The sequence below is a fragment of the Geodermatophilus sp. SYSU D01036 genome (genome assembly GCF_054050435.1).
Map to the genome: position 1 here is coordinate 206,013 of NZ_JBJGZJ010000001.1, position 13,861 is coordinate 219,873.

Sequence of the window (13,861 nt, forward strand, 5' to 3'; positions counted from 1 at the left end):
CCTCAGCGCGACCGGTCGTAGCCGAAGAAGCCGCGCTTCTTGATCAGCGCGGCCACCTCGGGCGGCACCATCGCCTCCCAGCCGGTGTCCTCGGTCGGGATCCGCTTGAGCACGTCCCGGCTGAGGATCGGCAGGTGGTCGGGCTTGTGCTCGAGCCCGACGAAGCTGCCGCGCCGGTTGAGGTAGTCGAACAGCGGCCGCAGCTGCTCGGCCACCTCGAGGGTGTCGACGGTGACCACCTGGCCGTCGCGCAGCATCGGGTAGACGAACAGCCGCAGGTCGTTCTTGAACAGCCGGCCGAAGCTCTCGAGGATGCCGCCGGGCAGCCCGGCGTGCCGCTCCTCGTCGAACAGCTCGAGGAGGCTGGGCAGCCCCATGACCATGCCGATCCGGCCGTCGGTGCGCCAGGCGAGGTAGGCGGCCAGCCGGTGGTGGGCCAGGTAGTCCGAGATCAGCACCGGCAGGCCGCAGGCGGCCAGCAGGTCGGCCCGGGCGAGGAAGTCCCGCCGGTCGACGACGTCCCCGCCCGCGCGCAGGTTGGCCATGGTGAGCTCGGCGAGGACGAGCACGTCGCGCTCGGCGACCGCCGGGTCCCGCTCGAACGCGGTACGGGCCGCCTCGAGCATGTCGAGGTTGACCACCGTCGGCGGGCGGAAGCTGCCGCGCTCGACCAGGATCGCCTTCTTGCGCAGCGCCTCGCTGGGCTGCAGCACCTGGCGGTCGGGGCCGAACATCGCCGCGCCGGAGAGCCCGACCTGCACGAGCTTGAGCGCCATCACCCGGTTGTCGACCATGCGGAACTCGATGCCGCTCATCTCCAGCAGGTCGATCTCGATCCGGCCGGTGGTCAGCCGGTCGAGCAGGCTCTCCACCAGGCGGTCGGGCTCGTGGTGCTGGAAGAAGGCGGCGTGCAGCAGGTTGACGCCGACGATCCCGAGCGCCTCCTGCTGCTGGGGTGCCTCGTCGTCGAGCATGCGCACGTGGACGACGACCTGGCTGGGTTCGTCGCGCGGGTGAGCCTGGAACTTCACGCCCATCCAGCCGTGGCACTCGTTGCCGCCGCGGAAGCTGCGCGCGACGACGGTGTCGGCGAAGGCGAAGAACGACGTGTCGTCGCCCCGCTGGTCGGCGAGCCGGTCGACGTTGAGCTGGAACTCGCGGTCGAGCATCGCCTGCAGGCGGCCCTTGGAGACGTAGCGGTCGGCCTTGCCGTAGACGGCGTCGCTGACCGCCATGTCGTAGGCCGACATCGACTTGGCCACCGTGCCCGCCGCACCCCCGGCGCGGAAGAACCAGCGGGCGACCTCCTGCCCGGCCCCGATCTCGGCGATCGTGCCGTACCAGCGCAGGTCCAGGTTGATCTGCAGGGCCTTCTGCAGGGTGTCGACACCGGCGTCCATGGGGCACCTCCGGGTGCGGTCCGGGTGCTGGGCGAGCGTAGTCACCCGTGACCCACGTCACCTCCCCGCGAACACCGCCGTCGCTTTCCGGGGCGCGGTCAGGCCGCGGGGGCGAGGAGGGGCGGCCGGACGGTGATCTCCGATCCGTCCGGGCGCCAGGTGCGCCAGGTGCCGGTCGGTTGTCGTTCGACCCGGAAGCCGTGGTGGACCTTGGTGTGGTGGCGTTCGCAGAGGAGCGCCGCGTTCTCCAGGGAGGTGTCGCCACTGTCGATCCAGTGGACGAGGTGGTGGACGTCGCACCACCACGTCGGCGCACCGCACCCGGCGAACACGCAGCCGCCGTCCCGGAGTTCGGCTGCCTTGCGGATGTGCCGGCTCATCAGCCGCTGTTCCCGGCCCAGGTCCAGCGGGGCGCCGTCGGGGCCGAACACCACCCGGGACACCGCGCCGTCGCAGGCCAGCCACCGGGCTCTCGCGGCGGAGATGGTCGCCCCGAACCCCATCCGCCCCGCGTTGGGACTCCCGGCCGGGTCGACCAGGTCCTCCACGTCGATGACGACGGCGATCTGCGGCTTGTGCCCGCGCAGCACCGGCAGCGTCCCGGCGGCGAGGGCGTTGTCGGCCACCTGCACCAGCGCATCCCCTAGCCGCTGGGCGCGGCTGCGCTCGTCCCCGGCGGGCCGGTCGGACTGCACGTGGGCCTCCAGTGCGCTCTGCAGCCTCTCCCCGCCCACGGCGTCCAGGTGCCCGCGGAGGGACAGCGAGCCGTCGGCGTGCCTCGACAGCGTCAGCGACCGGCCCTCGGTCGGATCCGGCTCCGGTCCGTCGGGATCGAGGTCGGTGCAGTAGTGCTGCACCACCTGGACCAGGTCGGCGTGCGCCCGCTCGACCGCGACTCCGGTGAACACGGCGTCGATGACGGCCAGGTCCACCCCGGCGGCCGCAGCCGCGGCCAGCCGCTCGGGCGTCACCGCCTTCGCGGCGACGGCGACCTGCTCGGCGGACACCAGCCCCGCCGCGTGGGCCTCGGCGAGTGCCGGCAGGTGCTCCAGCGCGCGGCCGTTGCGCACCAGCCGCGCAGCCTCCGCCGGCGACAGCCGGCAGTGCCCGCGCAGCCACGAGGCCATCGACCTCAGCCCGTCCCGCTCCGGTGCCTGCTCGAGTTCGGCAGTCCGGACCGCGCGGGCCAGCCGGGCGTCGATCCGGCTGCGCTCGGCGACCAGCGCGGCGACGTCGTCGAGGACGTCACCGCCACCAGAATCACCCGAACACATGATCGAAGTCTAGCGGATCCGACAGCCTCACGCAGTGCGAACCCGCAGGTCAGGAGCCTGTCCACAGATCAACGCCAGCCGTTGACAGCAGCCCCGAGCGGGGGATCGCACCCCAGGTCTGTCTCGCCGGTCACCCCCGGGGCTGTCCCTCCGGTCAACTCACACGACGGCCGCAGCGCACCTCTCACACCCGGTCGGGGACCCCGCCCGAACGTGACTCGACCGCGGACGCCCGGCCGGCCACCCGCCGCAGCCCGGGTGTCAGCGCGAGGGACACGGCCAGCGACGTCGCCGCGAACACCGCCATCGCGGTCCCCGGCGGGACGGCGTCGCCCAGCGCCCCGGCCAGCACCGCGAACACCCCTTGCCCGGTCATCCGCGTCGCGGACTCGACGCCGAGCACCTGTCCGCGCAGTCCGGGCGGCGTCAGCGCGACCAGCCACTCCTGCTGCGCGAGCGACGCGGCGTAGCCGGCAGAGGCGAGCGCCACCAGCACGACGGCGACCGGCACGGACGGCCCGAGCGCGAAGGCGAGGAACGGCGCCGCCAGCAGCAGCCGCAGGGCGGTGTTCGACCGCCGCCGGCCGGCCGGGGTCACGAACCGCCCGACCACCAGGTCGCCGGCCATCATGCCGACGGCGCCGGCGGCCAGCAGCCAGCCGCCCCGCTCCCCCGCGTACGGCACGAACAGCGCCTCGCAACCGACCACCAGCCCGTTCGGGACGCACAGCGCCACGAGCAGCGTCCGCGTGTCCCGCCGCGCCAGCAGCAGCCGGTTGCCGCGCAGCGTCTCGGCCAGGCCGGCCCGCCCGTGCCGGCGCGGCGGCCGCTCGGCCAGCCCGAACCGCAGCACCGGCACGGCGGCGGCGGAGACGACCGCGGCCAGCACGAACACCTGCGTCGTCGTCAGGGCGGTCAGCAGCAGGCCGCCGGCCGCGAAACCGACCACCTGGAAGGCGCCGCCCGCGACGTTCACCGTCGACCGGGCCAGCGGGAACGCCTCGGCGGGCACCAGCTCCGACAGCAGCCCCCAGCGCGCCCCCGACCCGACCGAGACCACGTACGCCGTGGCGACGACGAGCAGCAGCCGTGCCGCGGGGTCGAGTCCGGGCAGCGTCTGCAGGGCCAGCGCCGCGGTGGACAGCGCCCCGACGAGCACCAGCGTGCGCCGCGGCGGGCTGGCGTCCGCGGCGGACATGAGCGTCGTCGCGCCGAGGGCCTGCGCGACCGACGGGCCGAACATCGCCACCGCCGTGAGCAGCGCCGACCCGGTCTGCCGGTGCACCAGCGTGGCCAGCGCCAGCGACGACGTCGTCGCGGCCGTCGTCGTCAGCGCGGTGCCGGTCCACAGCGCCCGGAACTCGGGGGACGCGAACAGCGCCCGGTAGGTGAGCACGTCAGGACCGTGCGGCGCGGGCCGCCGCCGTCCCACACTTTCGCCTACGGTCGAAAAGTGGGTGAGTTCATCGTCGATGCCGACGTCATGGCGCGCGCCCGCTTCGGCACCTCCCAGCTCACCGAGACCCTCGCCGGCCTGCGGCTGCTGCTCGCCGCGCAGGTCCCGCCGTGGCACCGGCCCTGGCGCGACGCCCACGCCGCCGCGCTGCGCGAGCGCCTCGACGCCGACCCGGTCGGCGCCGCCCTGCTGCGCGCCGCGTTCGGCGCGACCTGGACCGCGGACTTCCTCACCGTGCCGCCCGCCGCGCCCGACCTCGCGCTCGACGAGGAACTGGCGTACCTCGAGTCCCTCGACGACGACGCCGTCCGCGCCGACCTGGAGGTGGCCACCGGACCGGTGCCGCCGGAGCTGTACGGCACCGGCCTCGCCCGCACCGCCGCCGGCCTGCTGCGCTGGACGTGGGAGCACACGATCCGCGACGACTGGCCGCGGCGGCTGCGGGTGCTGCGCGCCGACGTCGTCGCGCGGACCGCCCGGCTGAGCCGGGAGGGCTGGTCGGGTGCGCTCGACGGCATCGCGCCCGGGGTCCGCTGGCTCCGGGACGGCCGGCTGCAGGTGAACGCGCACCCGTACCCGCCGCGCGACGTCCGCGGTCGCGACCTGCTGTTCATCGCCGCGCACAGCCGCGGCGGCTGGGTGAGCTGGCGCCTGCCGGACACCTACGCCGTCGTCTACCCGGTGTCCGGCACGCTCGCGTCGGACCCCGCTCCGCTGCCCGAGCCGCTGGTCCGCCTGCTCGGCCGCAACCGCGCGCGGGTCCTCACCGCGCTCGACGCGCCGCGGAGCACCAGCGCGCTGGTCGCCGGGACGGGCCTGCCGCTGGGCAGCGTCGGCGGGCACCTGCGGGTGCTGCTCGACGCCGGCCTGCTCGAGCGCCGCCGGTCGGGGCGCGAGGTCCTCTACTGGCGCAGCGACGCCGGCCAGGCCCTGTTCGACGCGGCCGGCTGAGGACCTCCGGCGCTTGAGTTGTTGCACGGGATTGGCACGGGATCTTGCGCGTGCCACGTGTTGCGACCGCGCCAACCCTTGTACCGGTGTCACTGCTTGCGTCATGCCAATCCTTGGCCGCGCCATCAGTTGCACCTGACAAACCCGTCAGACCTGCGGCAGGCCCATCTCGTCAGCGGCCTCAAGCCGTCCCTGCGCCATCCGGCGTGCACCGCGGGTGCTGCCGCACAAGGGCCGCGCTGGTGCTCGGGCGATGACGGTCAGCAGTCAGACCGCGCGCTTACGGTGACGCGCGGGCAGCAGCGATCGATCGGGGGGCGGGTGCACATGGAGCGGCGCACCGAGGCGGCGATGCGCGCCGCCCCGGCGGCGGTTCTGCTGCCCGCACCGCCGCGGGCTGCTACGCAGAACCCCGGGCCCGCGCTGCCGCGGACACCGGCCGAGCTGCATGTCGGCCTGCAGCGGTTGAAGAGGCTGTTCATCGGCGGGGAGCCGGCCGCACTGCGGTCGGGCCTGGCACCGGTGGAGAACGGCCGCGACATGCTGGTCGGCACGTCAGTGACGGCGCTGCAGACCCGATTCACCGCCCGGCACAACGGCCTTCTGGTGCCGTTGACCGCCGTGGGGCAGCCGCTGGACTTGGCCGGCGCCTACATCACCGGCTCCGAGCTCTTCGGCGAGGGACCGCTGCAGGCGATGGCGGTGCGCGAGCTGGCCCGCCGGTGCAGCCGGCCGGCCGGGCAGCTGACGGGAGGCACACCAGGCCCTTGCCGCCAGCGGACGCGTCTGATGCCGTCGGCGTCGCACGCCGGGGCCAACGTCGTGCCCGCCGCCAGATGAACAGCGCAGCGTCGTCGGCCGATGCCCGCAACAGCCACGAGGTCGGTTGCCTCGCCGTTCACACGCCCACTGGCGCGGCGTCCTTCGTCGCGGGGCGCTACTGCTCGGCAGGCTCAGCAGCGCGGCGGATGAGGTCGGCGACGTAGTCGCGGCGCAGGACGGGCCGGCACCGCGGGCGCTTGCCGGCGTTGATGTCGGCGACGTAGTTGGCCAGCCGCTGCGGTTGCTGCCCGACCACCCGTGGGCAAGCGCCCATCCCTGCATGGGCTTGCCGTCCAGCTTGATGCCGGCGTCGTGCAGGGCGAGGAGAACGCTGGCCACCTCGTCCTTCTCGTAGCCGGCCGTGATGGTGTTGCTGTGTTGATCGTCGCGGTCAGGTCAGTCAGCGCCTGCACTACGACGCGATCGAGTTCGGGCGTGAGGTGCTGCCACGGCGAGCCGTCGCCGAGGACCTGCGGCCGTACGGCGGACACCCACGGTCGGATCGAGTCGGCGTTCCAGGTGATCACACACAGGGCCTGCCCCCCTTGCGGTGAGAGTGTGATCGCAGCTGGCGTGTTGGCCGGACGTCCCGGCTGGCGACGGGCTAACTGCTCCAGCAACAAGGCGCGCAGCCTGGGCTTGAGACACGCCACCCGGTTGGCCGGGGCAAAGAGCGGGACACAGATCCCTGGAGCAGCGGCCGGCCAGCGAGGACCCTCGCCGGCATGACCGAACACGTCCAGCACTCGGTCCGCTCGGCCACGGCCGGGGACGTGGTGCGCTGCTGAGAGTGTTCGCCGCCGACCGAGCCAACACTTGATCATTGGCCCGAACGAACATCCGCTGCTCGCCCTCTGCGAAGGCTCGTTCAGGGGGCCTGCGGTTGTGCAGGTGATACGCGTGCGGGTTCCCGCAGGTTGGCGCTCAGGCGTCCTTGCGTGCGAGAGCCATGCGTTCGTGGTTCAGCGCCCGCAGCCCGTACCTGTCCTCGATGTCGTGCGGACCGACGTCCTCGATGACAGCGAAGTGGTTCCTGGTCATGAGCTCGGCGAACTCGGTCTGGGTCGGGGTCGTCAGGTAGGGCTCGCCGAGTTCAGCTACCCGGGCTTCGACGACCGCGCCGAGCCGCTGCGCGTCGGTGTCCTGGGCTGCAACCGGGGGGACGTAGCCGGCTCCTAGTGAGCACCCAGCGGGGAGGTCGCTCAGTGTCTGCGCGATGGCGTCTGGTGTCAGGTACGGGATCACCCCTAGCCAACTGGCGAACACGTCACGCGCAGGGTCGAGACCGGCTGCCGTCAACGCAGGACCGATGCGCTCGCGCTCGAAGTCGACCGGTACGCGCACAAGCTCGGGCGGCACCGGCGCACCTATGGCCTCCAAGCGCGCCGCCTTCCACGCCTGCGTCGACGGGTGATCTACCTCGAACACGCGGACTGAGCCCGTCTGCCGCCACGCGAAGGAGTCCAGCCCAGCACCCAGCACGACGTACTGCGTGGCTCCCGACGCAGCGAGCCACTCCTCAGCCAGGCGTTGACGCGCCGCGAACCACGCCGCGAACGGGATCTCGTCCTCACCCAGCAGGGGGCGGACATCGGCGATGACCGCGTCCGCATCAGCACCCACCAGAGGCCAGGCCATCCAGTCGGCCATGATTGCGCGCGGGCCGCGGTGGATCAGATGAGCCGAACGCGCTAGCGCGGCCGACATCGCGGTTCGGCTCGGCCCCGCTTCTGCATCCACGCTGGATGCTAACGACCGTTCCCCCGTCATCGCTACGTGCAACGGGTCCGTGCGCCGTGCGTCCGATTCTCCGCATGACCGGGCGCCGCGAGCCCCCGAGAAGACCGGCTCTGCTCGCGCAACACGCAGCGGCTATGGGCCGTTCTCAGCGGCCTGCCGAGAGCAGCTGTGGACAACGGCGCTGACCTGCTGCCGGAGCCCCGGCCCATGCAACACATCGACCCCAGACGGCCACCGGCCCCCAGTTGAGGCCGCACGAGCAGCCCAACACCGCGACCGACTCCCCTCAACCGGTCGCAGGTGTCTTCCGTCCCGACAGCGGTGTCAGAAGAACCGGTGCCCCGGGTGCCGCCCATGATCACGGGAGAGGCACTCGGACTCTGGGCCGCGCAGCCGACCAGCGGCAACGTGATCGGTCTCGACGACGACACCGGGGGCGGGAACTGCCATGAGCACGTCGGAGACCGCGGCCGGCACGGACGTGCAGGTCGCCCAGGCCAACGGCATCGAGATCGCGTACGAGACCTTCGGGTACCCGTCGGCCCGGCCACTGCTGCTGATCATGGGTGCCGGCGCGCAGATGCTGCTCTGGCACGAGGACACGTGTCAGGCGCTCGTCGACCGCGGCTTCTTCGTCATCCGGTTCGACAATCGCGACACGGGGCTGTCCACCCACCTGCACGACGCGGTGCCCGACGTGGCGGCAGCCGCCGCCGGAGACCTGTCCTCGGCGGCCTACACCCTCGAGGACATGGCCGACGACGTCGCCGGGCTGCTGGACGCCCTCGGGCTGGACAGCGCGCACATCGCGGGCGTCTCTCTCGGGGGGATGGTGGGGCAGACGCTCGCCGTCCGGCAGCCCGCCCGGGTGCGCAGCCTGACCTCGATGATGTCGGCCCCGGCGCTGCCGGTGGACCGGATGGGAGCGGAGGCTCAGCCGCCGGCCACCAGCCGGGAGGAGTACGTCGAGCAGGTGCTGCAGCTGTTCCGGCGCGTCGGGTCACCGGGGTATCGCACCGACGAGGCGTGGCTGGCCGACGTCGCCGGTCGGTCCTACGACCGTGCCTACGACCCGGCCGGCGCCGTGCGCCAGGTGCTGGCCGTGCTGGCCTCCGGTGACCGCACCGAGCAACTGCGCGGGATCCGTGTCCCGACGCTGGTGGTGCACGGCGAGGCCGACCCGGTCTTCCCCGTCGCCGGTGGCCGCGCCACCGCCGCGGCCATCGCCGGCGCCGAGCTGCTCGTGCTGCCGGGCGTGGGCCACTCCCTGCCGCGGGAGGTGTGGCCGACGATCCTGGACGCGCTGGTCCGCACCGCCGATCGCGCCGGGGACGCCACGGCGTAGTGAGCGTGCCGGGAGCCGTGCCCACCGGCCGGAGGTCCGGGCCGCGCGCCCGGCAGCCGGCTCAGCGGTCGGCCGGATCGGCGCGCGGGGCGCGGGCGGCTTCGAGGGCAGGAGGTCTCCCGTGAGCGGCAGGTCGGTGATCCGCGCAGCCCGGGCCTTCGACGGCGAGCGGGCGCTCCCCGGCGGCGCGGCCGTGTTCGTCGAGAACGACCGGATCGCCGGTGTCGAGCCCGCAGCGGCATCGGTCCCGGACGGCTGGCCGGTCCACGACTTCGGCGACGCGACGGTCCTGCCGGGGCTGGTCGACGTGCACGTGCACCTGTGCGCCGACGGCCGCAACGGCGCGCTCCAGCGGTTGCCGGGACTCGCCGACGACGAGCTCGCCGGGGTCGTCGACGACTCGCTGCGGACCCAGCTGGCCGCCGGGGTGACCACCGTCCGCGACCTGGGCGACCGCCGCTGGGCGGTGCTCGACCGCCGGGACGAGGGCACCGCGGGCCTGCCGACGATCGTCGCCTCGGGGCCGCCGATCACCAGCGTGCGCGGGCACTGCTGGCACATGGGCGGGGAGGCCGCGGGGCCCGAGCAGCTGCGCGCCGCGGTCGCCGAGCGCGCGGAGCGCGGCGTCGACGTGGTCAAGGTGATGGCCAGCGGCGGTGGCACCACACCCGGCACCGACGTCCTCGCCTGCCAGTTCACCACCGAGGAGCTGCGACTCGTCGTCGACGCGGCGCACGCGGCCGGCCTGCCGGTGACGATCCACGCGCACGGGCTGCCCGCCGTGGAGCAGGCGCTGGCCGTCGGCAGTGACGGCGTCGAGCACTGCACCTGCCTGACCCCGGACGGGCTGCGGCCGCCGCCGGAGGTGCTGGCCGCTCTGGTTCGCCGGCAGGTCGTCGTGTGCCCGACGCTGGGTAGGGCCGCCGGCGAGCCGGCGCCCGCGCCGTTGGTGGCGATGTTCGCCCGGGCCGGGCTCACCCCGGAGAGCGGCCGGGCCGAGCGGCTGGCCGCGGTCGCCGCCATGCACCGCGCCGGCGTCGTGCTGGTGTCGGGGACCGACGCCGGCATCGGCGCCGCCAAGCCGCACGGCCTGCTCCCCGACGCCATCGCCGAGCTGACCGAGTGCGGGTTCTCCCCGGCCGAGGCGCTCGCCTCCGCCACGTCCGTGCCGGCCCGACACCTCGGGCTCGCCGGCCGCAAGGGGCGCCTGCGGCCCGGCCTCGACGCCGACCTCCTGCTGGTCGCCGGCAACCCACTCACCGACCCGGCCGCCCTGCAGCGGGTGACGGCGGTCGTGGTCGGCGGCGCCTGGGCCGACGGGCGCGCGCGGCCCCACACATCCGCCGACCCCACAGCGGGGGTGAGTGCGCCGTGGGCATCGGCTTGAGCCGGATCAAGCACGTCAAGCTGCCGGTCACCGACCTGCAGCGCAGCGCCGCCTGGTACGCCGAGCTGTTCGACCTAGTCCTGGTCACCGAGTACGCCGAGGGCGGCGAGGTGCGCGGGGTGTCAATGCGCGACCGGGACGGGGAGATCGAGATCGACCTGCGCCAGCGGGAGTTCTGCGCCGGCCGACCGGACCTCGCCGGGTTCGACGTGTTCGCCCTCACCGCACCCACCGAGCAACTGTTGACCGACGTCGTGGAGCGCTGCGACCGGCTCGGCATCGGGCATACCGAGGTGCGGCGCGCCCCCGGATACGCAGCCGGCGTGGACATCCCCGATCCGGACGGCATCCCGGTGCGGATCGTCTGGCACGACCCCGACGGCCCGCTCGGGCGGGCCGAGTTCCTCGGGGTGGACTCCACCGCCGACGGGCGGTGGCACACCTACCGGCGGCCACAGCTGGACCTCGGCCACCGCCACACTTAGCCCGGCCGCCGGCTCTGCGGACAGCCACCCGGCGGCGGGCTGCGGTGGCTCGTCGGGGCCGCGCCGGCCACGGGGGATCCGGGGGCCGCTCGACCGAACTAAGCCCGTGGCTGGCGGGACCCGACCGCGGGGTCGGTACCGCGGGCGACGGCCGTCACGCCGACGGGAAGTGGCACTGCAGCGACACGCGACCACTGGTCGTGATGACGATGCGTCCCTCGACCGTGGTCGTGGGGCCGTAGCAGGGCACGGAGCCCACGTAGGTCTGGGCAGGTGCCGCCAGGTCCTCGGGCAGTCGGCCGAAGCAGCTCACGTTGATGCCGCCTGACGGAGTCTCGACGACCGTGGAGTTTCCGATCGGGAATGGCGGAAGGAAGGGGACGTCTTCCTCGTCGGTCCAGCAGTCCACGGCATCCCTGGTGATGAACACCAGTGCTGCTGCTTGCGCCGACGCGGGCACTGCCGTCACGAGCATCAACCCGGCGCCGCCGATCACCGCGGCTCTCGCAAGTCGACGTGTCGTGTCCGCCTCCGGCATCAAGGGGGGACAACCATCGACCCAGGCCACAGAGGTGCCCCAGAGCACAAGGTCTCTGCTGTCCGCAGCGATGCCGGTCCTCAGCCAGGCCGCCGGGGCGGTTGCAGCTGCCAGGAGTTGCGTGTGCCAATCGCTGCGTCTGCCAATCTGGCGGCGACTGGCAGGGTGCAACTCCCGATTGGCAAGCGCAGCAGTTGGCAGCTCGGGCAACCGCGAGCGTGCCAATCCCGTGCAAGAACGCAGCGCTCGTGGGCGGGTCCGTCAGGCCCCGCGGGCTGCCGCGGGGCCGCCGGACCAGACCTGCGCGGCGATCATGGCGATGTCGTCGGCGGGTGCGCCGTCGGCCAGAACGGCGTCCAGCACGCGGTCGCACAGTTCCTCGACCGGTTCCGGGGCCACATCGAGCCGGGTGGCAAGAGCGTCGATCCCGTCGTCGATGAAGCGGTCCGGGCGCTCCACCAGACCGTCGGTGTACAGCAGTACGGTGCTCCCGGCGGGCAGCGGTGAGGAGGCGGTGGCGTAGCGGGCGCCGGACCGCACGCCCAGCGGCAGGCCCGGGGACACGCGCACCGCGGTCACCGGGCGGCCGGGTGGTCGCAGGAACGGCGGCAGGTGCCCGGCGCTGGCCGCGGACAGCCGTCCCCTGCCAGGGTCGAGCTGCACGTAGCAGCCGGTCACGAACACGGAGCCGTCGCCGGCGTCGAGGTCGCAGACGGCCGCGTTGAGCGCGGTCAGCACCCTGCCGGGGTCCGCGCCGTCGCGGGCCTGGGCGCGGGCGAGCGCCCGCACCTGGCCCATCAACCCGGCGGCGCCCACACCGTGGCCGGCGACGTCGCCGATGAGCAGCCCGATCCGGTCGCCGGGCAGCGCGAAGGCGTCATACCAGTCGCCACCGGCACGGGCCGCCGTGCCGGCCGGGTGGTAGCGGGCGGCCAGCCGCACGCCGGGCAGGTCGGGCAGCCGGGGTGGGAGCAGGTGACGTTGCAGGGTCTCGGCGATCTGCCGCTGTACGTCGGCCAGCCGGGCCCGCTCCAGCGCACCCGCGCACAGGTCGGCGATGACCTGCATCCGCTCCACCTCGTCAGGCGGGAAGTCGCGCGGCTCGGGCCAGCCGAAGGAGACCGTGCCCAGCGGCCGCCCGCGGACCTGGAGCAGCAGCTGCGCCCACGCCTGCTCGGTGACGGGTACACCGGCGATCGCCGGATAGCGCCGGTCCCGCTCCGCCAGCGAGCGCAGCAGCACCGGCCGGCCGGTCGCGACGAGGTCGCGGGAGGGGAGCGGCGCCTCCAGCGGCCACCGGGCGAACCGGGTCCGGATGTCGGCGGGGGTGTTGCCCGTGGGCTGGGCGAGGTGGAAGGTCCGGGTCTCCGGCTCGTAGAGGCCGACGATGGCCAGCGTGGCACCCAGCAACGCCGGGGTCTGCCGCGTCAGGACGGCGGCGACCTCCTCGACGGTGGAGGCCACCGCCAGCGCCCCGGCCAGCGCCTGCAGATGGCGGGTCAGCTCGCGTTCGGCCCGCTCCGCCTCGCCGCGGCGGGCCCGGTCGATCGCGGCCGCGCACGCGCGGGCGACCCCGGCGAGCAGGTCGCGATCGGCCGGGTCGACCTCTCCGGACTCGGTGAAGTGCACGCTGAGGTAGCCCACCGCTGTGTCGTCGAGCTGCAACGGCTGCACCGCGGCGGCCTGGTAGGGAGTGCCGTCGGTGATGGCGACCGCGTCGGGGAACGCGGCCGCGGCCGCGGCCCGGTCGGGCAGGAACAGCGACCGGCGCGTACGGGCGACGTGCGGACCGGGGAGCGACGCGTCGGCCGGCAGCCGGGCGAACCCGGCGGCCACCTGCTCGGGGAAGCCGGTGGTGATCGTCCGCAGCCAGCGCCCGTCCGGCTCGAGGATCCCGATGGACGCCGCAGCACCGCCCACCGCCGCGCTGGCCCGCTCCAGCGCCACCTGCAGCACCTCCGGCAGGGTGACCGCTCCCGACAGTTCCGCGGTCAGCGCCTGCAGCGCCGCAGCACGGTCCTGCACCCGGCGGAGGTCGGTGACGTCCTCGACGACCACGGCCACCGTCTCGCCCGTTGCACCGGCCGCGGCGAGCGGGTGGACGCCGACCCGCCAGCAGCTCGAGGCGCCCGGCCGCAGGCGCCGGCCGCCACCGACCACCAGGCCGGTCACCGGCTCCTGCAGCGTCAGCGCCTGCCGGCAGGCCGGCCCGATGGCGTCGGCCGCGTCGCCCAGCGCCTCGCGCAGTCCCCGCCCGACGAGCGGAGACGACCCCGTCCCGGCCGTGCCGGTGGCCAGCGCGGCCATCGCCGGGTTGACCCAGGCGATCCGGAGGTCGGGACCGACCACGGCCAGGCCGACCGGCGCGACCTGCACCAGGGCGTCCGGCAGCTCCGCCCCCACCAGCGGCGGAGGGCCGCCCAGGGTCATGCCCGGCTCCCCTCAGAGGGACCCGACACGCGG

The 13,861-nt window shown here is 74.1% G+C and carries 12 protein-coding genes; 5 read left to right on the forward strand and 7 right to left on the reverse strand.

Annotated elements, in window-relative coordinates; translation table 11 throughout:
- Positions 1–2: 2 nt before the first annotated feature.
- From ACI8AR_RS01160 to ACI8AR_RS01170, 3 genes are all read right to left on the reverse strand, one after another.
- Positions 3–1,400 (reverse strand): TonB-dependent receptor, encoded by a 1,398-nt coding sequence (locus ACI8AR_RS01160; protein WP_457049336.1) that lies wholly within the window; start codon positions 1,398–1,400, stop codon positions 3–5.
- Positions 1,401–1,498: 98 nt separating this feature from the next.
- Positions 1,499–2,674: a DUF222 domain-containing protein gene (locus tag ACI8AR_RS01165; RefSeq protein WP_457049337.1), complete on the reverse strand. Its 1,176-nt coding sequence runs from the start codon at positions 2,672–2,674 to the stop codon at positions 1,499–1,501.
- Between the two features lie 184 nt (positions 2,675–2,858).
- Entirely contained in the window at positions 2,859–4,070 is a 1,212-nt protein-coding gene (locus ACI8AR_RS01170) for an MFS transporter (RefSeq protein WP_457049338.1), read from the reverse strand.
- A gap of 57 nt (positions 4,071–4,127) precedes the next feature.
- Here ACI8AR_RS01170 and ACI8AR_RS01175 point away from each other — a divergent pair, with 57 nt between their 5' ends.
- Positions 4,128–5,081 (forward strand): ArsR/SmtB family transcription factor, encoded by a 954-nt coding sequence (locus ACI8AR_RS01175; protein ID WP_457049339.1) that lies wholly within the window; start codon positions 4,128–4,130, stop codon positions 5,079–5,081.
- Between the two features lie 327 nt (positions 5,082–5,408).
- Positions 5,409–5,921, forward strand: coding sequence for a hypothetical protein (locus ACI8AR_RS01180; RefSeq protein WP_457049340.1), 513 nt, complete (start codon positions 5,409–5,411; stop codon positions 5,919–5,921).
- A gap of 97 nt (positions 5,922–6,018) precedes the next feature.
- Here the strand turns inward: ACI8AR_RS01180 and ACI8AR_RS01185 are convergent, their stop codons facing one another.
- Positions 6,019–6,177 carry a hypothetical protein gene (locus ACI8AR_RS01185; RefSeq protein WP_457049341.1) on the reverse strand — a complete coding sequence of 53 codons (159 nt, stop codon included), beginning with the start codon at positions 6,175–6,177 and terminating at the stop codon, positions 6,019–6,021.
- A gap of 650 nt (positions 6,178–6,827) precedes the next feature.
- The gene (locus tag ACI8AR_RS01190) at positions 6,828–7,643 is read right to left on the reverse strand and encodes a class I SAM-dependent methyltransferase (protein WP_457049342.1); all 816 of its coding nucleotides are present in this window, start codon (positions 7,641–7,643) and stop codon (positions 6,828–6,830) included.
- Between the two features lie 448 nt (positions 7,644–8,091).
- On the opposite strand from ACI8AR_RS01190, the gene ACI8AR_RS01195 reads away from it, so the two are divergent.
- From ACI8AR_RS01195 to ACI8AR_RS01205, 3 genes are all read left to right on the forward strand, one after another.
- Positions 8,092–8,988 carry an alpha/beta fold hydrolase gene (locus ACI8AR_RS01195; RefSeq protein WP_457049343.1) on the forward strand — a complete coding sequence of 299 codons (897 nt, stop codon included), beginning with the start codon at positions 8,092–8,094 and terminating at the stop codon, positions 8,986–8,988.
- A 121-nt stretch (positions 8,989–9,109) separates the two neighbouring features.
- Positions 9,110–10,375, forward strand: a complete 1,266-nt coding sequence (locus tag ACI8AR_RS01200) for an amidohydrolase family protein (RefSeq protein ID WP_457049344.1) — start codon at positions 9,110–9,112, stop codon at positions 10,373–10,375.
- Positions 10,360–10,860, forward strand: coding sequence for a VOC family protein (locus tag ACI8AR_RS01205; protein WP_457049345.1), 501 nt, complete (start codon positions 10,360–10,362; stop codon positions 10,858–10,860). The genes ACI8AR_RS01200 and ACI8AR_RS01205 overlap by 16 nt, the downstream gene beginning before the upstream one ends.
- A gap of 154 nt (positions 10,861–11,014) precedes the next feature.
- Here ACI8AR_RS01205 and ACI8AR_RS01210 read toward each other — a convergent pair whose 3' ends face one another.
- Together ACI8AR_RS01210 and ACI8AR_RS01215 are read right to left on the reverse strand one after the other, a co-directional pair.
- Complete coding sequence (locus ACI8AR_RS01210) at positions 11,015–11,356, reverse strand: hypothetical protein (RefSeq protein WP_457049346.1); 342 nt, start codon at positions 11,354–11,356, stop codon at positions 11,015–11,017.
- Between the two features lie 303 nt (positions 11,357–11,659).
- Positions 11,660–13,828, reverse strand: a complete 2,169-nt coding sequence (locus ACI8AR_RS01215; protein ID WP_457049347.1) for a SpoIIE family protein phosphatase — start codon at positions 13,826–13,828, stop codon at positions 11,660–11,662.
- Between the last annotated feature and the right edge of the window lie 33 nt (positions 13,829–13,861).

Excerpts from the sequence above, each read along its gene's own strand:
- ACI8AR_RS01215 (WP_457049347.1), bottom strand. The coding sequence starts at position 13,828 with ATGACCCTGGGCGGCCCTCCGCCGCTGGTGGGGGCGGAGCTGCCGGAC.
- ACI8AR_RS01180 (WP_457049340.1), top strand. The coding sequence starts at position 5,409 with ATGGAGCGGCGCACCGAGGCGGCGATGCGCGCCGCCCCGGCGGCGGTT.
- ACI8AR_RS01165 (WP_457049337.1), bottom strand. The coding sequence starts at position 2,674 with ATGTGTTCGGGTGATTCTGGTGGCGGTGACGTCCTCGACGACGTCGCC.
- ACI8AR_RS01160 (WP_457049336.1), bottom strand. The coding sequence starts at position 1,400 with ATGGACGCCGGTGTCGACACCCTGCAGAAGGCCCTGCAGATCAACCTG.
- ACI8AR_RS01185 (WP_457049341.1), bottom strand. The coding sequence starts at position 6,177 with ATGGGCGCTTGCCCACGGGTGGTCGGGCAGCAACCGCAGCGGCTGGCC.
- ACI8AR_RS01195 (WP_457049343.1), top strand. The coding sequence starts at position 8,092 with ATGAGCACGTCGGAGACCGCGGCCGGCACGGACGTGCAGGTCGCCCAG.